Source organism: Candidatus Ornithobacterium hominis, from assembly GCF_951229915.1.
Classification (GTDB): domain Bacteria; phylum Bacteroidota; class Bacteroidia; order Flavobacteriales; family Weeksellaceae; genus Ornithobacterium; species Ornithobacterium hominis.
Window position 1 is genome coordinate 423268 of sequence record NZ_OX579588.1, and the last position, 23775, is coordinate 447042.

Below are 23775 nucleotides of genomic sequence, written 5' to 3' on the forward strand. Positions count from 1 at the left end.
AAAATTTACTTCAGAATTTTTTTAAGCCTTGAAATTTCTGTGGTAGAAATTTGGCCGTTTTCTACAATTGCTGAAGAATGAAACCAATTACAACCTGATTCGTTTACGATTTTAGCCAAATTGCTACTTCTAATTCCTCCACCAGGCATAATGTTGATTTGCTTGCCATATTTTTCTTGGGCCAATTGAATGTTTTTTAATCCTTTCTCGGCGGCGCTCGCTCCACCAGAAGTCAGCACTGTACGGAATCCCAATTCAATGATTTTTTCTAAGCCTTCAAAAAAAATTGGAGTTTGATCAATCGCACGATGGAAAGAGCAGGGGAGGTTACTAGCCATGTCTAGTAGTATTTTACAATTTTCTTCATCAATATGGCCGTTGGTATCAAGCAAACCAAATACAAAGCCATCTGCCCCAGCATTTCTAAATTGCTCAATGCTGTTTCTCATTCTTAGAACTTCCGCTTTAGAATAAACAAAGTTTCCGCCCCGCGGCCGAATCATCACAAAAATGGGTATCGATGCATTTTTTTTCAAGCCTTTAAAAATTTCTAAATTGGGAGTCGTTCCGCCTAAGGGTAAATCATCACAAAACTCAATGCGATCGGCTTCAGATTTCAGCGCAATTTGCGTAGCGATTTCAGTAAAACAAGCAATTTCTAAGTGTTTCATGGTGTATTAAATTAAGCTAAGCATAAATTTACTAACGAATATGGCGATTTTTATTATCATAACCAAAATGTTGATAAACTCATTGCTAGTTTTATTGCTTATCATTTCCTGTTTAAAAAAATAAGTTTGAGTATTCAAACTTGCTATAATGAAAATAAATAAGGCTTCTTGCCGCTGCTTAAGCATATTAACCAATTACAAAAAAAAGCAAGGCTTTCAAAAATTTTTGAAAGCCTTACTTTTTTTGACTAAGATTTCTAGTTAGGAGTTTCTTCTATTGAGAACAAACCAAAAACTTGGATTATCAACACTAATGAGCTTCACTTGTGTTGGGTTTTTAGCATCGTTTAGCTCAAGTTTATAAGGAGTATTTTTTGTAAAAATATCCTTCAGTGGGTTTAAATGACGATAGAATCTCCAGTTAGTACTTTCTCCTGCTTCTTTTATCTCTAAGTATTCTTTACCTAAACTACTTCCACTAAAGTTTAATGAAAATGCAGCAAGATAAAATTTAGTTCCTTTTCCAGTTATAAGTTGAATGCCGACTTCTTTTCCTCGTTTTCCAAAGAAGATTTTAGATAGAAGTGTTTCGTCTTCCTTTTTCATATTTTCTTCAAAAACACTTTGGAAGGTTTGCTGGATGATATCTGCTCGCTGCTCTGGGATTGAAATGTCTAATTCCCATCCCGTTGAGCTTAAATCAATTGCTGGAACGAAGATTTTGAGTACAAGATCTCCATTATCGGGAAGCATTTGTGTTTTTTCCTCGTTGAAGGTAAAATTTTGATATTTTTTCCCAAAAATTTCAACGGGTTCATAGAGTGAGATTCCTCTATCGGTATAAATGAATGCTTCTGCTATCAATTTATTTTCACCATTTTCTTGGAATGAAAAGTGAATTCTGCGTTCATTGATGTTTACAGATATATTGTTGCCTCCAAGTTCACCTATAATTTTTGCTATGGGGAGGAGATTTCGGTTAGCAGTTACTTTGTTATTATAATCTGCCCAAGATTCTTTTAATTTGATAAAGCGCATTTTATTGCGTGTTTTTCTACCCATGATGTTAATGGTATCATTTGTAGAAGAGTCTAATAAATTATACTCAAATTCTCCCCCAAATGCTTGATAACTATCAGCAGTAGGGGTTGCAAAAAAGTGTGCATAGTTATTGTAAGTGTCTAAGGATAAATAAACTCCACTAGACTGCTTGATGGCGTAAGTCGACGTTACGATATTTGTTGTAACGTCTAGAAACTCATAAGAGGTCTTTAGTGTATTATTATCTTCAAAATTGAAATAGAAATTATGCCCACCATGCTGTTGGTCGCTAGAAGGGAAGCTCTGAAGAACCCAACCGTGCTCAGAATTTTTTAAGATCTCATTAAATCTATTTTTTTGTTCTAAGAACCTTTCTGTAGGATTCTTATCAAAAGTAGGTGTAAAATCTTCGGTACAGGAACTTGACAGGAAGCCAACAATTGCTATAAGTAAGTATTTTATATTTTTCATCTTTTTAAGCATTAGTTTTGTTAAGATCTATTTCGTTTAATTTAGCAGCTCTTCTCAGTACTTCATCTCTTAATTTATTAATATCAATAGACCATTTTTCTTCCATATAGGTGGAAATGATATTCATTTTTTGATTGATTTTGGTAGCTCCTTCTTTTCCAGCTGCATTTAATTTTTCTTCCCATTTTTCTGGTGAAGTAGTAATGTAATGAGCTATTAATTCTACAAAATCTTCATTTCTTTCTTTGGATGAATAATCGCTAATGAATCCTTTTTTCAGAGATTCTCCGTCTTCCCATGCTTTGTTCCACTCTCCACCTACATAGTCAGTTTCACTAATTTGTTGAAAAGCAGGTGTGTAATCTACTGTTTGGTGTAAAATGTGTGAAAATTCGTGAAAAATAGTTCTAAAATAGAACTCAAATAACCTTTGAATGATTGGCTGCAGCTCTTCTTCTGTTTTACCTTGAATGTCATTTAATTTATTAACATCATATAAGGTGATTTTAACGCCACCTTCTGCTGTACCGAGTACCATTGTTCCGTTGTTTCTGTAAGCAGCAGAACCGACGAGCATGATGGTTTTTGGGAAATATTTTTTCAGAAAATCATCAGGGGCTACAGATTCGTAAGCATCTAAAGCTAAGTATTTTACAATATTAGCCATTTGCACTGATTTAGAGAGACGAGCTGGTACAAGGGCGTAGTTTGTGTCAGATTCTTTATCATCCCACTTGTAGATGAATTTAATATTGTATTTATCTGTAAAGATGGTTTTAAGATATTCATCAAATTCGGTTTGTTGCCTATCGTCAACAGTGATGACATCAACGTTTTTATCTACGTTATCTTCTTGGCAGCCACCTAATAAAAGGAAAGCACCCAAAAGCATACTTGTAATTTTTATATTTTTCATGATTAATATTTTTTTTATAGTTATGATAATTATCTAGGATTTGCTTCTAAACCTGCAGAAATTACATCAGCGGGTAATTGTAATGCTCTTCTTGGGTCATTGGGCTTTAGTGATTCTGCTATGTGAGGTATACTTGATGCATTATACTGAATTCTAAAAACTTCTATCCCATAGCGTTTTAAATCAAACCATCTTAGACCTTCATGAATGGTTAAAATTCTTCTACAGTGTAGCAAGTAATGGATTAGATTTTCCTGAGTTCCTGCACTTACTGTAAACGCTGGGTTTAGTTTATTCTTCACGCTTAGTGTTTCACTGCTAGCATAAGGAATATTGTTATAGAACTGGTTATTTTCTTCGATGCTCACTTGCGTATTTACTTTATAGAAATTAGATGTCCATAAATGAATGTCTTTTAGTCCTTCATCAAACTTTCCTTGCAGAATTTTAGCTTCGGCTCTCACCAAAAGTGTTTCCTCTGCATGTAAAGGAGTTAAAACACTTCGATTATATCCAGTTCCAGTGACAGGATCTGTATATTCAAATAGATAAGGCATTTTATGTAATAAAACTTTATCTAAATTAGTGGCAGGGTAAACGCTTGGGCGAACGTGAAAACTTGAACTCTCAACACCATTTGGTGCCCAAGGCATAGGTGCATTGAAGGTAAGTTTATCATTCACAAACTGGGTGTGGCTAAATCTCCCCCCAGTGTAGTAAGCTCCAAAGATTAAGCCAATGTTTGAAGTAGAAGTTTGAAGCAAATAGTTTGAATTGTCCTCAAAGTAAGCTTTAGAAAGAACCTTAGCACTTTTAGGGAGCAAGCTCATTTTCTCCCAGTTTCTTAGCTTTGGGGTGTTGCCTAATGCTAGGTCAGCATATTTTTCTGCTTTGTCCCATTTTTCATAGAAAAGATAAAACCTTGCAGCAAATGCGTAAGCGGCACTTTTTGTAAAGTGGAATTTACTTACTTTGTAAATTTCATCATTAATTAAAGGAAGTCCGGCTTCTAAATCTCGTTCAATTTTTTCATAGATAGAAGCAACACTTTCTCTTTTATAGGTAGGGTTAAGTGTTTTCTCAGGCTTTTCCATATAAACCACGCCTAGGTCGCTACCACTATTTGCTGGGTTATAATTTTTTGAAAAAACATTGACCAAGAGAAAATGTAAGTAAGCTCTTGCGACCAAAGCTTCTCCTTTCTCTGCAGATAAATCTTCCTTGCCATGGTATTCTTCTATCGAATGAAGAGCTTGGTTGGCATTTGCAATGGATAAATAACATTCTTCCCAAAAATTCTTTAGGTCATCGTTACTGGTTTCTGTAATGTCTTTCCAATAAGAGATTTGCTCAAGAATCCGCTGAGTATTGGGGTTTGAAATTCCATAATCAGCAATGTTGTCAGATGAAATTTCAGTTACTAGAGCGTAGCTGTTTTTGGATAAATAAGCAGAGTTTAGTAACTTCTGAATCTTAACTTTAGAATCAATTTGAGTTCTATTGTCGGGGAGCTCATCTAAATAATCATTACACGAGGCAAAAGTTAATAAAGATAAAGCAGCTATGATTTTTGTTTTAAATATATATTTTTTCATTTTTCTAAATTTTTATAATCCTGCTCTTAGGGTTAATGTAAATTGCTTTGGCACAGGGAGTGCAACACCACCGGAGTTAATGAATTCCGGATCTTGCCCCTTTAGCTTCTTATCAGCATAGAGTAAGAATAAGTTTGTAGCTTGTAATTTTAATGATAAATTTCTAAAGCCTATATTTTTTATTAGATTATGAGAAAAGTCATAAGATAATGATACTTCTTTTAGTCTAATGAAATCACCACTGGCAATTCTACTGGTAGAGTAGTTATAGGCGTTGTAAGCAATGGCTAAGTCATTACTACCATAAGCGTTAATCATCCTTTTATCAGCCAATACTGGAATATTGGTGCGTTTTTCATCTCCAGAGACAGTCCATCTGTTTTCGAAGTCTCTTGGCAATGCAGCTAAGTCTGAGTAAGAATTACTAAATACAGGATTTAATCTTACTACGTTACCAAAGGAATAAGTAGTGAAAATATTTAACTTAAAGCCTTTGTACTGGAAGGTGTTGCCAAAACTACCTACATCTGTAGGGTCGGCATTACCTGAGTAGACTAAATAGTCTAATTTTTCTCTCTCTTGGAAGTAAATGTCAGTTACGGTAGTTTCTCCATTTTGATTTAAAAATGTAGGTAGACCTTCTTCGTTCAAGCCTTGGAAAGGGATGGAGAAAATAGATCTCACAGGCAGGCCTTCTTTAGCAAAACCATTGCTAGTAACTAAATCAATCGCACGAGCACGTGTTTTCAGATTGGTTACTTTATTCTTAATTTTTGAATAAATAAAGCTTGTATCCCAGCGGAAATCATCTGTTTTGATGTTTGTTGTCTGTAGAGATAACTCAAGTCCGCTAGACTTCATATCAGCGATGTTACCAAACTTTTGAATTTGCCCACCCAAGCCTTGTGTTGTTACAACGCCAATCAAATCATAATTGTTTCTTTTATACCAATCTGCATTGAACATAATTCTATTGTCTAAAAAGCCCGTTTGTAATCCTAAGTTCAACTCATGTTTTTTCTCATAAGTCAGTTCGCTATTCTCTAATTGATTGATGTATAGCGAGCCTTCTCTATACTCAGATAATGGTTTCCAGTAATTTGAACTCCTGATATCAACCAAAGAGTTAGTCACGCTCGCAGGGCCTCTATCTGCAGTTAAACTATATGAAGCTTTAACGATTAAATCTGAAACAGTTGGGTACAAATCATCAAAGAAATTTTCACGAGAGACATCCCAAGCACCAGAGATATTCCATGTAGGTAACCACCTAGCAGATCTAGATTTCCCTAGTTTATTTGTCCCTTCATAACGTAGTGTGGCGTTTAGCGTATATTTCTTTTTCCAAGAATAAGTTGCATTAGAGAAGAAAGCTAAGTTTCTATATTTGGAATTGTAAAGCCCATAATACAAATTGTTTTCTTCAACTCCTTTTTTAAATAATTCATAGATATAAAAAGGATTTTCGCCCAAAGAGTATTGCATTCCCCACCCGGTGAAGTTATTTCTCTTTCTATCGGCTGCATTCATCTCTGCACCTAAATAGAAATTAACGGTATGAATATTATTGAATTCATTTTTATAAGAAGCCGTAGCACGCATATCATAACCATACATAGTATGATCAGTTTTTGAGTAGATACCACCTGCCGGCAAAACACTAATCGGAAGAGCATAAGGATTGTCAGGATTGGTGTATAAATACGGGTTATTATCTCTCACCGTTGTATTAGGCATTGCACGATAAGCTTTTGCTTGGTTAGAGAATTCAGTAACGTGATGCTCTTGTGAAGTGCTTTGATATTTGATTGCTCCTAGAAGTGATGTTTCAACAGACTTTATAGGTTTCCACTTTAATTCTGTTTGGAATTTTAAATCAGCAACATTGATGTCAATATAATTCTCATTTAATTCATGTTTAATATTAAAAGGAGCATAATTTCTAGTATAGAATTTATCAGGATCTAATGTTCTGGAAGAATTCAAAGCAAAAGAATATGGATTTATATCAAAATCTCTTTTTACCTTACCAGAAACTATATCAACATCTTGAGCTAAAGTTCCAGGGGCTTTTTGCTTACGGTAAGAACCGCTGCTCAATACCATTAAATTTAAATTATCTCTGATTTTAAAATTAGAATTAAAATTCGCTGTATATCGATTAACATTACTAGACAACGTCCATCCTGGGTCTACCAAGGCACTCAAGGAGGCATAATATGTTGATTTTTCTGTACCAGAAGACAAACTAACAGAGTGGCTCTGTGAAATATTCGAATTAAAAAGTTGCTTAAACCAATCTGTATTTCGGTACTGTGCTTCTCTCAAGAAAGCCGCTTTGCTCTCTGGTGTGTTTGCCAAAAGGAAATTTCCATTTGAATCCAATTTATTTAGTAACTCATACATTTTACCATAAATACCACTTTCTCTAGCATTTACCAAGTCGCTGTAGTTTAGCCATCCTGCATTTCTCATTTCCTCATATACAGATATTTGCTGTTGGGAATTCATGATATTAAAATTAGAATAACTTGGTATTTGGCGGTAAGTAAATTCGCCTGTATAGCTAATATTGCTCAGGCCGGCAGAACCTCTTTTGGTCGTAACCACAATCACACCAGCCATAGCTCTTGCCCCATAAATTGATGTAGCCGAGCCATCTTTTAGAATCTCAAAACTCTGTATATCATCTGGATTTAGCCCAGCAATTGCGGAGCTAATCAAAGTCAAAGCATCACCAGAAGCCAAATCATCAGCATTCATTTCTACAACGTCTTCCATAATGACGCCATCCACCACCCATAGCGGCTTAGAGCTACCATAAATAGAGGTAGCACCACGCACACGGATTTTTGGTGCAGAACCAAAAGACCCCGAAACATTCTGAACAGTCACCCCGGCCGAGCGCCCCTCAAGACCACGGCTCACATCTGGTAAACCATCAATTTTTACCGAAGAGGCATCCAATCTATCAGAAGCTCCAGTAAACAAACGCTTATCTGTAGATGTGATTCCTGTAGTTACAACTTCACTAAGCTCCTGAATATTGCTATTCACCAAAGTGACATTCATCGCCTTAGTTGATTTGCCAACCTTTTCTGTTTTCTTAGCAAAACCGATGTAATCAAAAACAATCACATCACCTTCTTTTGCCTGAATGCTATAATTCCCATTCTCATCACTCAAAACTGAATTTTCAGCTCCTTGAACTGAAATAAAAACTTCCTGCAGTGGGAAACCATTACTGTCAACCACCTGTCCTTTAATTGTTCTTTCCTGTGCGAATACAAAACTTAAACTGCACAAGAGAAGAAAGAAATTAAATAAAAATCTACGCTTCATGTTAAATTAAATTTATTTTTAAAAATTTTAGTTAATTATTTACCTTCTCATCAAAATTATTTAATAAATCACATGCTTAAATTCAAACTTAAATTCAAAAAAATGATAAATCCTTTAGGCTTTGAAAAACTATGATGAATGCCAAAAGTAAAAATATTTTTAACTAAACCAAAAAGAATTAAGATTTTTTTTGAGTATCTATATTTTTAAAACCACTGAATTTTGAATAAACGATAATATTATAATTTTTATTTGAAAAATCATCAAAAAACACTCAAATATCACGGGGTTATTTAGAAGATATTTAACAAAAAAAAAATAAAAAATTTCTAAAGCCTTTAAAAATTAGAGATTAGACTCTTGAGCTCAAATAGGGGAGGTATTTGCCCGTAGCGTATTTGGAGAATAAAATAAAAAACTTACTCATGGAATTACAATAATTAGCATATTCATTTTTTTATTTAGAACGCTATTGTAAGAATATCAATTTATCATCGGTTTAATGAAGGAAAGAATAAGATTTAAGAAGATGGAGAAAATAATTGTATTCTTTTTCGTAGGAGTTGTATTAACGATTGCACATAATAATGATTTTTTGAATGAATCAAACAAAAATTATTTAGTGTATGTTGTTATTAATCTTAATGATAATTGTTATCTACTACAATATGAAAAAGGCTAATGGTAGATAAAAAAGTAGCCGCCCCAATTTTTTCTATTGAGACGGCTATTTTTTTATTTAGTCTTTTTATTTTTCATTTCATTTTGAATACGCTGTTGCTCTTGAGCCTGTCGCATTGCTTCATCCAATTTCTGAGCCCATTTGCTTTTTTTCTTCTTGCGAGGATTTTTCTTGTTTGCTTGGATTTTCGCATGTATTTTTTCATCATCGATGAACACATTTTTTATCAAGAAAACCAAGCCAATATTAATTGCATTTGAAACAAAATAATAAAGTGAAAGACCTGATGCATAGCTATTTAAAAAGAAAATGAAGAAAATCGGCATTATCATCATCAGCTTACGCATATCGGGCATACCCTCCTGCTGAGGAGCGGAAATCATATTGCCCGAGATACGGAAATACAAAATCATCGTTACTACATACAGTAAGGCAAATAAACTCACATGGTCTCCATAGAATGGAATATTGAAAGGTAAATCTAGAATAGAATCATAAGCCGTTAAATCTGTTGCCCACAAGAAGCTTTTTCCTCTTAAATCAATCACATTCGGGAAAAAATTAAATAAGGCGTAAAAAATTGGAATTTGCAAAAGAGCTGGCAAACAACCTGCCATTGGGTTTACGCCTGCAGTGCGGTAAAGCTTCATGGTTTCTTGCTGGCGTTTCATTGTGTTTTCTTGCCCTTTGTATTTTTGGTTGATTTCTTCCATATCAGGCTTTAGCACCTTCATCATTGCACTTTGCCGGTACTGGCGGTACATAATGGGAGAGGTGATGAGTTTGATGAAAACAGTAAGCAATGCAATCACCCATCCGTATTTTAACCCCCAAGTAGCCATGAATTTAAAACTTGGTAGAATAATCCATTCATTAATCCAGCCAAAAAATCCCCAGCCAAAAGGAATGATTTCCTGAAAATCTTTTTTGTAATCTTTCAGTAAATAATAATCTAAGGGTAAGAAATGCCATTGCATTTGTTCATTAAGCTCTCCATTGACGCTAATGGGAGCAAAAAGAGTAAAGGTTTTAGAATAAATGGAATCTTCTGCTTCTTCAACGGCAATTTTCACATTTTTAAAGCCTTGTTCTTTTTCTAAAATTGTGCTGAAAAATTGTTGTTTAAAGGCGATCCAATCTACACTTTCTTTGGCCTTGGCTTCAAAGCTGCTAGAAGTGTAATCAACGTCATTATAATTATTTAAGCTATAATAAAATTCCGTGTATCTTTCTTCCCAAGATTTCCCCTTTTCTTGGCTCAAAGCATGTAGCGTGAAGTTTAAATCGACTGTTTTATCAGGGGAAATTTTATTAAAACCTTGCGAACGTAAGTTGAAATCTAAGTCAAAATCATTTTTTAGCGTATATTCATATTGAATTTCTCCACCATTTTCTTGGGTGCTAAAAATAATGGTATTGCCATTTTTTAAGGCTTTAAAATTTCTCTTGCTCAAGTCTACTTTTCTCCCTTGAGTATCGGTAAAATGAAACCCGAAAGTTGAATTCTGATTGTCGATTAATAGCAATGGTTTTTGATGATTTTCAGAGACTTCATCATAAGCATTATAATTTTTTAATTCTGCGTGAACTAGTTGAGCTCCTTTAGATGAAAATTTTAATAAAATTTTATCGTTCTCTAGTGTGAAATTTTCAGTGGGTGTTGTGTCGAAATCTGTGCTTTCGCCAGAGGAGTCTGCAGCAGCAGAATTTGCTGTATTTTTTTGTGATACTTCTTTTTGTTTCTGCTCTTGGATGAGCAGTTCTTGCTTTTGAGCTTCAATTTCTTCTGGTGTTGGTCTGGTTAAAAAATAATAACCTAGAAAAATTACAAACATCAAGGCAAAACCAATGATTTGGTTTTTATCAATTTTCTTTTCCTGCATTTAAATCAATTTTTTTTGTATTCTAAGGCTGCTTTGATAAATTCTATGAATAAAGGGTGTGGCTGAGCCACAGTGCTTTTGTACTCTGGGTGAAATTGTACCCCGATGTAAAACGGGTGATTATCGTATTCCACTGTTTCTACCAAACCTGTATCAGGATTTGTTCCCGTCAATCGGAAGGCAGCGCGGTCAAAATTATCGTAATACTCATTATTGAACTCATAGCGGTGGCGATGCCTTTCTTTAATTTCTTTAGTCCCATAGATTTCTGCAATTTTAGACCCTTCTTTTAGTCTACAATCCCAGTTTCCTAGGCGCATAGTTCCGCCTTTATTAGTCACATTTTTTTGTTCATCCATCAAGCTGATGACTGGATGTGGTGTGGTAGGATTAGTTTCGGCACTTTCCGCTTCTTCTAATCCTAAAATGTTTCGGGCAAATTCTAGAACCATCATTTGCATTCCTAGGCAAATTCCAAAGAGTGGAACACCATTTTCTCGAGCGTAGCGGCAAGCCAAAATTTTACCGTTTAGTCCACGGTCTCCAAAACCAGGAGCAATCAGGATCCCGTCTACATTTTTTAATTTATTTTGAATATTTTCTTCATCCAAATCTCCTGAGTAAATCCACTCTACTTCCACGCGAGTATCTAGCGCTGAACCTGCATGGGTAAAGGCTTCTCTAATAGACTTGTAGGAATCTTGTAACGAAACATACTTTCCTACCAAAGCAATTTTCACATTATTTTCAGGATTCTTATGCTTATGGAGGAAGTTTTTCCAATTAGTTAAATCCGCTTCGTCTTTGATTTCCATGTGGAGTCCTTCCAATACAATTTTATCAAAATTCTGCTCTTGTAGCATCAACGGGACATCATAAATGGTTTCAGCATCCAAACATTGAATTACACTGCCTTGCTTCACATTACAAAATTGAGCTAATTTAGAAAGCAAAGATTTGGGCAACTCATGCTCGGTACGGCAAACCAAGACATCGGCTTGTATTCCGCTTTCCATCAGGTAGCGTACACTATGCTGAGTTGGCTTTGTCTTTAACTCTCCACTGGCAGCCAAGTAAGGAACCAAGGTTAGATGGATAAACAAGCAATTTTCTTCACCAATATCCCATCGCAATTGGCGAATAGCTTCTATATAAGGTAACGACTCTATGTCGCCCACCGTTCCACCAATTTCTGTGATGATAATATCATAATCACCTTTTCGGTTCAACATTTTGATGCGCCGTTTGATTTCATTGGTAATGTGTGGAATAATTTGTACCGTTTTACCTAAATAATCTCCTCGGCGTTCTTTTTCTATTACAGATTGATAAATCTTACCTGTGGTAACGTTATTAGCCTGAGAAGTTGCTTGATTGAGGAAACGCTCATAATGTCCCAAATCCAAATCGGTTTCAGCACCATCTTCGGTAACATAACATTCCCCGTGTTCATAAGGATTTAAAGTTCCTGGGTCGACGTTGATATAAGGGTCTAGCTTTTGTATAGTGACTTTGTAACCTCTTGATTTTAAAAGCAAACCAAGCGAAGCTGCTACAATTCCTTTCCCTAAAGAAGAAGTAACTCCACCAGTTACAAAAATGTATTTCGTTTGTTTATTTTCCATGAGCCATGAGTGAAAATCAAATGCAAAAATAGGTTTATTTAAGCTGAATCACAAAAGCAGTACCTGAAAAAGTATTAGAACTTATTTAAATTAGGATGAAATATTTTTTATAGAACTTAAGCTTAATAGCTTATGCTGAAGTTTTTAGGATATTTTTAAATAAATAAAATTTAAATAGCCTAAAAAGAAAAAAGGCAAGCTACCTACATCACACCGCTGCGACTACCTACCCTTGCTACGTTCCCGCCCTGGGGGATTCAGCAGGAGCTGGTTGTGTAGGACTTGCCTTAGGAGCGCAAATATACAAAGTTTATTTTTCTCTGAAAAACTATTGAGCCTTTATTTTTAATTATTCCAAGGCTAAAAAAATTTTTGAAGCCTTTAAAATTTTAGGGAAAAACTCGTTAAACTCTTGATTAAAAGCTTCTTCTTGCACATACAAATCCTTCACCGCCATGTGCATATTGTTGGTAAATTTGGTTCGTTTGCTCAGATGTTGAAGCGTAATTTCTAAACCCTCTAGAGTTCCATATTTCTCAAACCAATCATATTTTACCATAGCTTGGGTGGTTTTGAGCAATCTAGATGGGTAAATATCTTTGTGTTCTAAGAGTCTTTGGTAAACATTTTTTTTAAAGCTTAAAAAATTTTCATCAGAATACTTTTCCCAATTTTTAATCAATAAATAATCATAAAAAATATCAATGATAATGGGCGAGTACTTTCGGTATTTTTGGTGCAGCCGTGCTGTGCTACGTTTTACGGTTTCATCTGTATCAGTGAAATTATCAATAAAGCGATGCAACAGAATTCCGGTAACAATCTCTGGTGAATAGTCTTCAAAATTTCTCCCTTTTACAACTTCACCCAAATGGTTGCCAACTTGCCATTTAGGCTGATTGAAGGATAATAATTGATGTGCAACAAGATTCATTAGCCAAAGAAATAGATGAAATTCACTTTATGATTTTTTTATGAAAAAGATTAATCGTAAACACCAAATTTCAATAAATTTTATGTTACTGCAATAAATCTGAATTCTTTAGAATAGGATATTTTTGAATCATTTCATCAAACAAGCGAGAATTTTTCTCTTTTGCTAATTTTAAATTTTCTTTACCTCGCTTTTGGTCTCGTAGCAGAAAATAGCAGTTGCTCAATTGGTAATAGCTTTCTGCACGATTAAATTTCTGGATGGAATTTTCTAGCTCAAGAATAGCTTTTTCATAATGCCCCAATAGAATCAAAAGCTCGGTAAAAACGTAGGAATTCAGGAATTTCCCAGATTCCATTGCCAAAATAATTTCATACTCTTCTAATGCTTCCTCTAAAAAACCTAACTGAACGTTGAGAGAAGCTAACTTTTTACGGTAATTTAAATTCGGAGAATCTAGCTCCAATGCTCGAGAAGTGTAATGACGTGCTTCTTCTAAATTTCCTAATTTTTCATAAATTGCAGCGGCGCCAATCCATGCCAAGTCCAGCTGAGGATCCTCATGAATGGATTGTAAATAAAATTTTAAAGCCTTAAAAAAATCTTCCATTTTCTCGTACACACGGGCAATCCTCAGATGTGTGTAAGCGGCAGAATCATCAAATTCTAAGGCTTCAATGTAGGTTTCTATCGCTTTTTCAGGATTGTTTAGCTTTTCATAGCAAGTCCCCATTTGCATCAGCCCGGTAATGCTTTTGGGGTTGATTGCAAGAGAAAATTCCAAGGCATTTAGAGCCTCTTTATAATTCTTTATTTTCATGTACTGCATCCCCAGTTCAAACCAAGCAAGATCATGGTAAGGGTCATAATCAATGATTTGCTTCAAGAATTCAATGCATTCTTTGTGCAAATGGATTTCATTAAAACACTCGATGCAAGAATAAAAAGCAATCTCATCATCCATACTGATTTCTAATGCCGCTTTGAAATAAAACAAGGCTTGGCCAATTTCACCTATTGCTAAGTATTCATTGCCTAGGCAGTGGTAAATGTAATCCTCTTCCTCGCCAGCATCTAGTGCCATTTTGTAAAAGCGAATCGACATTTTATGCTGATTTTTTAGTGACCAAAACTTCGCCTGTGCAATCACAAAATCCAAATTCTGGTCTGGGTACTGCTTCAATTCTTCAATTAATTCAGCACTTTCTTTTAGCAAATGAAGTTCAATCAAAAGTTCTAATTCTTTGATTTTGAAAACATAAAGATTAGGATGCAATGAATTAGCATAATTCAATGCCTTCTCTGCAAAAGGTAAATTACCAATGTCAAGATAATAGCCAATGATGTCTTCCATCTCATTGGTATCAAAATAATAGTTTTCATTTGATTCTATCATTTCCTCAAACCGAAGAATTAATTCATCTTCCCAAAATTCCTCTTCTCCCATACTGATAAAAGTAAAAACTTATTTGATTTCTACATCAAATCTCAAGTTTTGTTTATAAACAATTCGTAAACAATTTTTTTAAGCCTTCATAAATTCCTTCAAAATCCCGCTATTATCTTGATTATAAGTATTTACGGCTAAGATTTTTGGTTTATTCCCCTGCCATAAGCTATTGAGCTGCTGTTGCAATTCATCTAAATCATTCGCTTCCAGATATTTAAAATGATAAAGATTTGCCAAATGAAGAGGATTCAACTGATGAGGTGTGAAGAAAAATTCATTCAAGACTCCCGTTTCACTCGGTCCTGGGATGATTTTGAAAATATCACCACCTCCATTGTTGATGAGAATAATTCTAAAATCACTTGGTATGTACTTGTTCCACAATGCATTACTATCGTAGAAAAAACTCAAATCCCCTGTCACAAGTGTCGTCGGGCGCTTACTTAGCATCGCATGCCCTATTGCGGTAGAAGTAGAGCCGTCTATACCGCTAGTGCCACGATTACAAAAAACTTGGATGGAAGCTTCGTGCTCAAAGAGTTGCGCATACCGAATCACTGACGAATTAGAATAATGGAGCTGAATGTTTTGTGGTAAATTTTGAATGATTTTTTCAAAAACCTTCAAATCAGAAAACGATGTGTTTTCTAAAAAAGCAGCTTGCCTGTTATTTTTTTCTTCTTTCAAATTCAGCCAAATAGAACGGTAATTGGACTTTTCCTCAGGCTTTAAATTTTTAAAGCCTTGTAAAAATTCCACAGATTTTGCTTGAATTTTTTTGCTCAAAACATAAAACGTATCTGGATGCCAATACGGGTCAACATGCCAGTGCGTTTTGGGTGGATTTTCTCGTAAGAAATTTTTAATTTTTTTAGAAATGATATTTTGCCCTAAAGTAATCAATAAATCAGGAGTAAAATCCTTTTTCCTTTCCCTTGGCATGGTAAAAAGCGCATTATCAATCTGGCTAATGATTGCTTTGGCATGCAAATTAGAGGTGTTTTCCGTCAAAAAAATCACATTCGGCAAAGCAGAGATTTCCTCCACAAGGCGATTGAATTCGGCATCAAAATCGTGCATCCCGACGAGGAACATGATTTTTTGACTTTCAGTGACTATTTTTTCAAAATCTTTAAAACAGATTTCAGGCTTTTTGGTGCGAGGTAAAGTTAGTTTTTCAAAATGAATTTTTAAATCAGAAACTTTTTCATACAAAGGCTCGGCCAAAGGGAAATTGATGTGCACAGGTCCGCTTTTTTCAATGCATTTGGTGACTGATTTTTTAAGGCTTAAAAAATTTCCTGTCAAAGTTTCATCATCATCACCTTCCAGTAGATTTTCATTATGATATGTGTGCTTTTCAAATAAATTTTCTTGCCGAATCGTTTGCCCATTAAACTGGTCTATAAATTTCCTTGGTCGGTCGGTAGTTAAAACAATTAAAGGAATATTTTGATAAAAAGCCTCGGTCACTGCGGGGTAATAATTAGCGGCTGCAGAACCTGATGTGCAACAAATCACGACTGGTTTTTTCAATTTCTGAGCCATGCCCAAGGCAGTGTAAGCAGCACTACGCTCATCGACCAATACATAGGTTTTAAAGCTGTTCAAGGCATTAAAATGCATCATCAATGCGCCGTTTCTACTCCCTGGCGAGAAAACAATATGTTCTACCCCCATGGCTTCTAGGCTGGCCGCCAAAAGTTGAACGTTCAGATTTGCTGAGAAATGAGGTGATAAATTCATGCAGAGTGCAAAATTATAAAATATTCACGATTTTTTATTCAGACTTTGGGGTAGAAAATAATTTGATTTTTTTAAGCATTTTTTTTAATTACACTTTGATATAATTTCTCATACTGTGGCAAAATTTGATTTAAGTCAAATTTCAAAGCATTTTGTCTGGCATTTTTCTTAAACTGCTCAAGTTTTTCATCGTCAGATAAAAGCTTGATAGAGGCTTGCGACATGGCTTCTACATCGCCAATATCTCGCAGAAAACCAGTGGAGTTTTCAATGTTTACCTCAGGTATTCCACCTGCATTAGAGCTTACAACGGGTACGCCAGCAGCCATGGCTTCCAAGGCGGCTAAGCCAAAACTTTCTTTGCTACTTGGTAGTAGAAACAAGTCAGAAATACATAGAATTTTATTTAAATCTTTTACTTTACCCAAAATTCTAACTTTATCTTGCAGATGGAATTCATTGATTAAATTATTCATTGCTTCGAGTTCAGGTCCTTCGCCTACGATGATTAATTTACATTCGACTTTTTTTTGAATTTCATTAAAAATTTTGATGACATCGGTCACACGCTTTACCTTTCTTAAATTGCTGACGTGAATAACGATTTTTTCTTGTTTCTGAGCCAAATTTTCTCTCAAATCTTTACAATCAAATTTGTAGAGAGAATTATCTATGAAATTAGGAATTACTTGAATGTCTTTCTCAATGTTAAAGACCTCGTAAGTGTCTTGTTTTAGACTCTGAGAAACAGTCGTGACTACATCACTTTTATTAATGCTAAACTCTACAGCTGATTGATAAGACGGGTGCTTACCCACAAGTGTAATATCGGTGCCGTGGAGCGTAGTAATAATGGGAAGTTCGATATTTTTTTCTTTCAAAATTTGTTTGGCGATGTAAGCGGCATATGCATGCGGAATCGCATAGTGAACGTGAATTAAGTCTAAGCCATTATTTTCAGCAATTTCTACCATCAACGTGCTGAGTGCCAAAGAGTAGGGCTGGTAGTGGAAAAGTTCATACTCTTCAATATGGACTTGATGGAAAAAAATATTTGGAATCGTAACGTCCAGTCTGGCGGGTAAACTATAGCTGATAAAATGGACGTTGTGTCCCTTTTTAGACATTTCCATTCCTAGTTCAGTCGCTACAATACCGCTTCCCCCATAAGTGGGGTAGCAAACAATTCCTATATTCATGGGGTTTGCTCCTGCAAAAATAATACCTTTAAATGTAAACTTTAATGGGAAATCAGTAAGTTTAGCATAAATTCGGTAGATTCAAGCGTTAAGATTATTTTTAAATTTTGAATGAGTTAGAAAAAAGGAGAAAAGTACTCCCCTCTTTTTGAGAGAGGGGAGGCAAAAGGGCTGTACATTTATCTTAAAAGTTTAAAAGTAAAGCAAATATGAGTAACCCAGCATTAAGCCCAAATATCTCCCGTCGTGTAGGGAGCATCGCCGTTGATAAGTTCAGTGCCGTCCACAAATCTGAAATTAGTATTTAGCTGGTTGATTTCTTTCATTTGAGCATCACTCAGTTCAAAATTCAAAGAGTCTAAATTTTCTTTTTGATTTTTAGCATTATCCGATTTAGGAATCACAATAATTCCCCGCTGAATTTGCCAAGTCAACAGCACTTGAGCTGGTTGCATTTGGTTAGTTTGGGCGATTTCTTGAATCACAGGATGCAGAAAAAGCCCAGGTAAATGCTGGTTTCTCATTGCATCAGTTTGCTTTCCGCCGTTGCCTACAGGTTTATAGCCTGTTAAGAAGTAGCCTCTGCTGTCTGCATGTTCTTTCAGATCAGCTTGGGAAAGGTAAGGATGTAGCTCCACTTGGTTCACTTCTGGCATTTCACCCGTCTCGTTAAAAATTTCTTCAATTTTACCTGAGCTGAAATTAGAAACACCGATGTGCTTGACCATTCCTTGCTTTTTTAACTCTATCATCGCTGCCCAAGTTTCACCTAGACTCACTTCATCTAAACTATAAAACGCCTCGCCCTTTTCATCTTTGTAAGCAATTGGCCAGTGGATGAGGTACAAATCCAAATAATCTGTTTGTAGATTTTTTAGCGTCTTTTCCAATGCAGGTTTGGCATCCTCATAGCGATGCGCATCATTCCAAAGCTTTGAGGTAATCCATAAATCCTCTCTTTTCAAATTATTTTTAAAGGCTTTAGAAAAATGCTCACCAATTTCTTTTTCGTTTTTGTAAATATGAGCACAATCAAAATGACGATAACCTAAATCTAACGCTGACTGAATGGCTTCTGCAATCTTCCCCTTTTCTGTCCTCCAAGTTCCTAGCCCAAGTATTGGAATTTTATCACCGTTTTTAAATTTTAAATATTTCATCTTTTCCATATGAATTTAACTGAAAATTTTATGCCAATAAAGCATAATTATAAATTCATTTATCAAATTTTTTTAAGCCTTAAAAAAAAACTACGGAAAAAATCCGTAGTTAATAAATTATGAATAATAAGGAAAATGATTAAACGCCTTGTTCAATTTTATTTCTTTTGATTTCAAAATTTTCGATAGCATTAGTAATAATATCTAAGGAATCAGCTGAGCTTTGGTGAACTTTTTCCAATTCTTTATCTAACTCTTCTGACTGAATTTCAAATAAATCAACTTGCACTTGGCCTAGTTTTTCAATCAAACTTTGTTGTGTGTTTTTAATGTCCTCCATTTTGTTCAAGACACTATTCATTGTTTCAATTTTACTTACCATAATTTCTAAATTTTCCTAACTTATGTGCAAACCCTGTTCCATAAAAAATTTTGCTTAGACTTCTTCCAAGCAATTTAGCAAAATCTCGCAACCTTCTCTGATTTCTCCTAAACTGATGGTGAGCGGTGGAGTGATACGTAAAATATGTGTTTCATAGAGCAACCAAAAGAGAATTAAACCCTTTTCCATCGCTTTTGCAGCTACTTTCTGCACGAGCACTTCACTTTCTAATTCCAAACCAATCATCAAGCCTCTGCCACGGAAGGATTTAATTTTAGGATGAATCAATAATTCTCGAAATAAACTCTCTTTTTCAGAGATTTCGCTCATTAAATTCAATTCTTCTACCTGTTCTAAGGTCGCCAATGCTGCCGCTGCAATCACTGGGTTTCCTCCGAATGTGGTAATGTGCCCCAATTTAGGATTTTTTTCTAAAGTTTTCATATGCGCAGCACTCGCTGTGAAGGCACCAATGGGTAAGCCACTCGCCATGCCTTTGCCCATGCACAGGATATCGGGAACAATTTCTTCGTGCATAAAGGCAAACCATCTTCCCGTTCGGCCAAAGCCAGGTTGAATTTCGTCTAAAATCAATAAAGTGCCAGTCTCATCGCATTTCTCTCTCACCTTTTTTAGCCATTGATTTTGAGAAGAAATGAAGCCCGCAGCTCCTTGTATGCTCTCTAAAATCACTGCGGCTGTGTGTTTATCAATTTTTTCTAAGCCTTCAAAATTATTGAATTCAATGAAATGAACATCGGGTAAAAGTGGGCGGAAAGCTTGCTTAAACGATTCATTTCCAGACACACTCAGCGCGCCGTGCGTATTGCCGTGATAGCTGTTTTTTGCTGAAACGATTTTAGATCTTCCTGTTACACGTTTTGCTAGTTTTAGGGCGCCATCAATCGCTTCAGCTCCGCTGTTGACCAAGTAAGTTACTTCCAACGGAGCAGGCAAAATTTCAGCTAGTTTTTTACAAACTTTTACGGGCATTTCTTGTGCATACTCGCCGTATACCATTACGTGCATGTGCTTTTGAAGTTGTTTTGTTATTTTTTCTATCACCGCAGGGTGGCTGTGCCCTAGAGTGTTAGCTGAAACGCCAGCAACAAAATCCAAATACTTTTTGCCATTTTTGCCATAAATGTAAGAGCCTTTAGCATAATCAACTTCAAAGCCTGAAGAAAAAGGCGTAGTTTGAGCTTGGTATTTATAAAAATCTTTTTTTAACATCTTTTTTTATTTTATTAGAAAATAAATCAAAACACCAATAGCCCCATAAGTAGCAAAAGTCAAAGCATCTGAGCGGCTTCGGGAAAATACAGAATGCTTGACAGCTGTGATTTGATTTTCAGCCAGTTTTACCGTATCTCGTTTATTCCTGAGGACGAGCAAAGAATCCTTTTGCCATTCCAGCATTTGAATTTTGAAGTTTTCGTTGGCCGTAGAAACTTCATATTTTTGATTTGGCTTCAGTTGTTCGCGAAAACTCGGCATTTGCTCACCTGGCAGAGGTTCATACGGGCGGTAAATATAACATGACTGAAGTGCTAAAATTAAAATACATAAAAAAATAAAATTTTTCATAAACTTTTTTCAATTAGATATTGAATTCTTTGAGCTGCAGAAGCTCGTGTAAAATTATGTTTAAAAGGTTTAAAAGGAATAGTTGAATTTAAGTATTTTTCTAAAAAATTTTTCACTCCCATTGCATCACCAAAATTAATCATTTCTCCCGATTGTGTTTGCTTCAAAATTAAATCTAAATCGGTTTGTTGCTTCCCAATCGCTAAAATCGGCCGCTCAGCAGCTAAATACTCAAAAAACTTCCCAGGCACAATGCCTTGAATGTTGGGCGTATCGTTCATCAGAAGCAATAAAATAGTGGCTCGGTGTAGATGCTCAATCACTTGCTCATGAGGCATGTAGTCTAAGAAAACAGTTTTTTCCTTTAATTTTTTAAGGCTTAAAATCTTTTGTTTGGTTTCCTCAGCAATATTACCAATGAATTTAAGTTTAAAGGCTTTGGCGGGATTTTTGGCTAAAAAATCATCTAAACTTTCCCACAAGAAATTCGGGTTTCTATCATTGTTGAGCGAACCCATGTAAGTGATTTCTGGTAAAGAAATTTTTAAAGGCTTAGGAAATTTTATAGAAAAATCTTCTTCATCAAAGCCATTGTAAACCACTTCTACTTTTTCTGCACCTAAATTTTCTAAACCTTTAGCCCAGCTTGGTGAAACGCTCGTTACGATGTCGGCTTTTTTTAAGACTTCATTTTCTAATTTCTGATGTTTTTTGATAGATTTTGAAGTGAAAGGTAATTGCTCAAAATAGTCAATCTGCGTCCAAGGGTCTCTAAAGTCAGCGAGCCAGACTAAATTAGGATAAGATTTCTTTAAAGCCAAGGCAATCAAGTGTGTAGAATGCGGTGGCCCTGTGGAAATTACTGCATCAAACGTGTTTTTTTCTAAATATTTTTTTAAAAATTTTACTGAACTTGGAATCCAAAACATTCGCGCATCTGGAATGAAGTAATTGGCTCGAATCCATAGCAAAAAATTAGCTGTGAGTGATTTTTTTTCTTTTGATTTTAGATTTCCTTTTTTGAAATTTTGACTCTTAGGGCTCAGTTTTTCTGCCCAAGCGTAGGGCTCCCAAATTTTATTCTGAAGATTTAGGATGTTTTCAGGGATTTCCTGATTTAGACTTTCATCAGTAATTGGGTAGTCTGCATTTTCTGGGGAAAAGACGCTTATCTCAAAGTGTTTTGCTAAATATCGACTCATTTTGAGCCAACGTTGTACGCCAGCGCCACCAGCTGGGGGCCAGTAATAGGTGATGAGCAACAGTTTTGGCTTGTTTACCATTCGATGGGTTTTAATCCTTTTTGAACCAAATAATAATTGGCTTTAGAGAAATGGTGAGCGCCCAAAAAGCCTCGATGTGCTGAGAACGGACTAGGGTGAGAAGACTTTAGAATATAATGTCTATTTTCATCAATTAAGTCAGCTTTGCTTTGTGCGAAATTCCCCCAAAGCATGAAAACAATGTGATTTTGTGTTTGAGCAATTTTCTTTATTACAGCATCAGTAAATTGTTCCCAGCCTTGATTTTGGTGAGAGCCAGGTGATTTTTCGCGTACCGTCAAAGTAGCATTTAGTAAGAAAACACCTTGTGTTGCCCAACGTGTTAAGTCGCCATCCTCAGGTGGTAATGTGCCAATGTCGTCTTGAATTTCTTTGAAGATATTTTGCAAACTCGGCGGTTGCCGAACACCAGGATTGACCGAAAAAGATAAGCCATTTGCTTGACCTTTGCCATGATAGGGGTCTTGCCCTAGAATCACGACTCTGATGTCTTGTGGAGCTACAGCATCAAAGGCTGCAAAAATCTTGCTCCCCGGGGGGTAGACTTGATGCTCAGCGTATTCATTCTTAACAAATTGAATGAGTTTTTTAAAATAAATTTTGTCAAACTCAGTTTGTAGAAAAGATCGCCATTTTGGGTGAATTTTAACTTCTGTCATGAATATTTTTAAGCCTTTAAAAATTTTTTAAATAAAGTTTGAATAGCGTTTAAATTCTATTTTAAATCAATAAGTTGATAAAGTCCATCTTTAGGGGAGTCGGTACCCAATTCCCAATACATGATTCCGCCCAAATTTTGGTCTTTGACGTATTGCACCTTTCGCTTGATTGATTTTTCGGTATCACCAGTTACAAAAACTTGATTTTCAGAATTATAAGAAAATCCAGCGGCATTTTTCTCATCCCAATAGTGTTGAAAGCCCTTTTCTGTTGAGAATAATTCGCGAGCTTCGGCATAGGGTACATAGGCTTTGAATTTCCCAGGCTGGTAAATGCCAAAATTTTTGTTGGGAACGTTCTCAAAAACTCTAGAATACAAGGCGGCACCAATGATGACTTTTCTCAGAGGGAAATTAATTTTTTTAAAAAATTGGATGGCATTGTCAGCAGATTGCTCGCCTTCATAAGAAGAAAAAAGTGGAGTGTGGTGTCCCGTCTTGGTCGAATACCCGTTGACTAAATCGTAAGACATTAAATTCACAAAATCAACATAAGGCTCAATCCCTTGCCAATCAATAGAATGGTCTAGATATTCTTGGAATCCTCCTGCTGCAAATGAAATAAATTTATCTTCTAATTTCTCGTCTAGCAAACGAACCAATCGTGTGAAATTATCTTTATCTGCGGGCGTGTACAGATGCCCAGGGAAACCTTCAATAGCTGGGTATTCCCAGTCTAAGTCGATGCCGTCTAAGTCATAGTAATTTAAAAAATTCTTGACTGACTGTACGAATGCTTTGGTTAATTTCTCATCATTAAAAGTTTGAGAACAAAACTCACAGCCAATCCAGCCACCAAGTGCTATTGCTGTTTTTAGTCCAGGGTTTTCTTTTTTGATGATTTTCATGGCTTCTAAAACGCGTAAATCTTTATCTGAATTAGGCCCAAATACGCCATCTACCACATCTCCAAAGCCATAGATGAGGTGAGTCATTCCTTTGAAATCATATTTGTGGAGTTGTGCACTATCGGCTGAATAATAGGCGATTACTTTATAATCATTCTGTGCTTGTAGAAAATTTAAACTAAAAATGAAACACCCAAAAACTAAAAAATTTTTCATCGAATTTGTAATTTTTTATAACTTG

18 protein-coding genes and 1 other RNA gene are annotated in these 23775 nt (G+C 35.5%); all 19 read right to left on the minus strand.

Translation table 11 applies throughout. The features are described 5' to 3' along the window. Positions 1-5: 5 nt before the first annotated feature. Positions 6-671: a copper homeostasis protein CutC gene (locus QOX03_RS01965; protein WP_283671286.1), complete on the minus strand. Its 666-nt coding sequence runs from the start codon at positions 669-671 to the stop codon at positions 6-8. Between the two features lie 261 nt (positions 672-932). Further along, positions 933-2183 (minus strand): DUF4302 domain-containing protein, encoded by a 1251-nt coding sequence (locus QOX03_RS01970; protein WP_283671287.1) that lies wholly within the window; start codon positions 2181-2183, stop codon positions 933-935. A gap of 4 nt (positions 2184-2187) precedes the next feature. After that, a complete protein-coding gene (locus tag QOX03_RS01975; RefSeq protein ID WP_283671288.1) occupies positions 2188-3099 on the minus strand; it encodes a zinc-binding metallopeptidase in 912 nt (303 codons plus the stop codon). A 29-nt stretch (positions 3100-3128) separates the two neighbouring features. Next, positions 3129-4694, minus strand: a complete 1566-nt coding sequence (locus QOX03_RS01980) for a RagB/SusD family nutrient uptake outer membrane protein (protein WP_283671289.1) — start codon at positions 4692-4694, stop codon at positions 3129-3131. A 12-nt stretch (positions 4695-4706) separates the two neighbouring features. After that, positions 4707-8036: a SusC/RagA family TonB-linked outer membrane protein gene (locus QOX03_RS01985; protein WP_283671290.1), complete on the minus strand. Its 3330-nt coding sequence runs from the start codon at positions 8034-8036 to the stop codon at positions 4707-4709. A 735-nt stretch (positions 8037-8771) separates the two neighbouring features. Further along, positions 8772-10601 (minus strand): membrane protein insertase YidC, encoded by a 1830-nt coding sequence (gene yidC / locus QOX03_RS01990; RefSeq protein ID WP_119058183.1) that lies wholly within the window; start codon positions 10599-10601, stop codon positions 8772-8774. A 5-nt stretch (positions 10602-10606) separates the two neighbouring features. Beyond that, positions 10607-12226 (minus strand): CTP synthase, encoded by a 1620-nt coding sequence (pyrG, locus tag QOX03_RS01995; protein WP_283671291.1) that lies wholly within the window; start codon positions 12224-12226, stop codon positions 10607-10609. A 189-nt stretch (positions 12227-12415) separates the two neighbouring features. After that, an RNA gene (gene ffs, locus QOX03_RS02000) (signal recognition particle sRNA small type) lies at positions 12416-12514 on the minus strand. A gap of 61 nt (positions 12515-12575) precedes the next feature. Next, the gene (locus tag QOX03_RS02005; protein ID WP_283671292.1) at positions 12576-13160 is read right to left on the minus strand and encodes an acyl carrier protein phosphodiesterase; all 585 of its coding nucleotides are present in this window, start codon (positions 13158-13160) and stop codon (positions 12576-12578) included. 85 nt (positions 13161-13245) lie between these two features. Beyond that, positions 13246-14607, minus strand: coding sequence for a tetratricopeptide repeat protein (locus tag QOX03_RS02010; protein WP_283671293.1), 1362 nt, complete (start codon positions 14605-14607; stop codon positions 13246-13248). A gap of 78 nt (positions 14608-14685) precedes the next feature. Next, positions 14686-16356 (minus strand): 2-succinyl-5-enolpyruvyl-6-hydroxy-3-cyclohexene-1-carboxylic-acid synthase, encoded by a 1671-nt coding sequence (gene menD, locus QOX03_RS02015; RefSeq protein WP_283671294.1) that lies wholly within the window; start codon positions 16354-16356, stop codon positions 14686-14688. A 71-nt stretch (positions 16357-16427) separates the two neighbouring features. Continuing rightward, a complete protein-coding gene (gene bshA / locus QOX03_RS02020; RefSeq protein ID WP_283671295.1) occupies positions 16428-17555 on the minus strand; it encodes an N-acetyl-alpha-D-glucosaminyl L-malate synthase BshA in 1128 nt (375 codons plus the stop codon). Positions 17556-17779: 224 nt separating this feature from the next. Then, positions 17780-18715 (minus strand): aldo/keto reductase, encoded by a 936-nt coding sequence (locus tag QOX03_RS02025; protein WP_283671296.1) that lies wholly within the window; start codon positions 18713-18715, stop codon positions 17780-17782. A gap of 139 nt (positions 18716-18854) precedes the next feature. Then, on the minus strand, positions 18855-19097 hold the full coding sequence (locus QOX03_RS02030) for a hypothetical protein (RefSeq protein ID WP_119058189.1): 243 nt from the start codon (positions 19095-19097) through the stop codon (positions 18855-18857). Positions 19098-19151: 54 nt separating this feature from the next. Beyond that, positions 19152-20330, minus strand: coding sequence for an aspartate aminotransferase family protein (locus QOX03_RS02035; RefSeq protein WP_283671297.1), 1179 nt, complete (start codon positions 20328-20330; stop codon positions 19152-19154). A gap of 6 nt (positions 20331-20336) precedes the next feature. After that, positions 20337-20684: a hypothetical protein gene (locus QOX03_RS02040; protein ID WP_283671298.1), complete on the minus strand. Its 348-nt coding sequence runs from the start codon at positions 20682-20684 to the stop codon at positions 20337-20339. Continuing rightward, the gene (locus QOX03_RS02045) at positions 20681-21967 is read right to left on the minus strand and encodes a glycosyltransferase family 4 protein (RefSeq protein WP_283671299.1); all 1287 of its coding nucleotides are present in this window, start codon (positions 21965-21967) and stop codon (positions 20681-20683) included. The genes QOX03_RS02040 and QOX03_RS02045 overlap by 4 nt, the downstream gene beginning before the upstream one ends. Further along, positions 21961-22626 carry a uracil-DNA glycosylase gene (ung, locus tag QOX03_RS02050; protein ID WP_283671300.1) on the minus strand — a complete coding sequence of 222 codons (666 nt, stop codon included), beginning with the start codon at positions 22624-22626 and terminating at the stop codon, positions 21961-21963. Before ung ends, QOX03_RS02045 begins: the two co-directional genes overlap by 7 nt. 56 nt (positions 22627-22682) lie before the next feature. Continuing rightward, positions 22683-23750, minus strand: a complete 1068-nt coding sequence (locus QOX03_RS02055; RefSeq protein WP_283671301.1) for a glycoside hydrolase family 18 protein — start codon at positions 23748-23750, stop codon at positions 22683-22685. Between the last annotated feature and the right edge of the window lie 25 nt (positions 23751-23775).

Excerpts from the sequence above, each read along its gene's own strand:
- QOX03_RS02030 (WP_119058189.1), bottom strand. The coding sequence starts at position 19,097 with ATGGTAAGTAAAATTGAAACAATGAATAGTGTCTTGAACAAAATGGAG.
- QOX03_RS01985 (WP_283671290.1), bottom strand. The coding sequence starts at position 8,036 with ATGAAGCGTAGATTTTTATTTAATTTCTTTCTTCTCTTGTGCAGTTTA.
- QOX03_RS02055 (WP_283671301.1), bottom strand. The coding sequence starts at position 23,750 with ATGAAAAATTTTTTAGTTTTTGGGTGTTTCATTTTTAGTTTAAATTTT.
- yidC (WP_119058183.1), bottom strand. The coding sequence starts at position 10,601 with ATGCAGGAAAAGAAAATTGATAAAAACCAAATCATTGGTTTTGCCTTG.
- QOX03_RS02045 (WP_283671299.1), bottom strand. The coding sequence starts at position 21,967 with ATGGTAAACAAGCCAAAACTGTTGCTCATCACCTATTACTGGCCCCCA.
- bshA (WP_283671295.1), bottom strand. The coding sequence starts at position 17,555 with ATGAATATAGGAATTGTTTGCTACCCCACTTATGGGGGAAGCGGTATT.
- QOX03_RS02005 (WP_283671292.1), bottom strand. The coding sequence starts at position 13,160 with ATGAATCTTGTTGCACATCAATTATTATCCTTCAATCAGCCTAAATGG.
- pyrG (WP_283671291.1), bottom strand. The coding sequence starts at position 12,226 with ATGGAAAATAAACAAACGAAATACATTTTTGTAACTGGTGGAGTTACT.
- QOX03_RS01975 (WP_283671288.1), bottom strand. The coding sequence starts at position 3,099 with ATGAAAAATATAAAAATTACAAGTATGCTTTTGGGTGCTTTCCTTTTA.
- QOX03_RS02035 (WP_283671297.1), bottom strand. The coding sequence starts at position 20,330 with ATGTTAAAAAAAGATTTTTATAAATACCAAGCTCAAACTACGCCTTTT.
- QOX03_RS01970 (WP_283671287.1), bottom strand. The coding sequence starts at position 2,183 with ATGAAAAATATAAAATACTTACTTATAGCAATTGTTGGCTTCCTGTCA.
- QOX03_RS01965 (WP_283671286.1), bottom strand. The coding sequence starts at position 671 with ATGAAACACTTAGAAATTGCTTGTTTTACTGAAATCGCTACGCAAATT.
- QOX03_RS02025 (WP_283671296.1), bottom strand. The coding sequence starts at position 18,715 with ATGAAATATTTAAAATTTAAAAACGGTGATAAAATTCCAATACTTGGG.
- menD (WP_283671294.1), bottom strand. The coding sequence starts at position 16,356 with ATGAATTTATCACCTCATTTCTCAGCAAATCTGAACGTTCAACTTTTG.
- ung (WP_283671300.1), bottom strand. The coding sequence starts at position 22,626 with ATGACAGAAGTTAAAATTCACCCAAAATGGCGATCTTTTCTACAAACT.
- QOX03_RS02010 (WP_283671293.1), bottom strand. The coding sequence starts at position 14,607 with ATGGGAGAAGAGGAATTTTGGGAAGATGAATTAATTCTTCGGTTTGAG.
- QOX03_RS02040 (WP_283671298.1), bottom strand. The coding sequence starts at position 20,684 with ATGAAAAATTTTATTTTTTTATGTATTTTAATTTTAGCACTTCAGTCA.
- QOX03_RS01980 (WP_283671289.1), bottom strand. The coding sequence starts at position 4,694 with ATGAAAAAATATATATTTAAAACAAAAATCATAGCTGCTTTATCTTTA.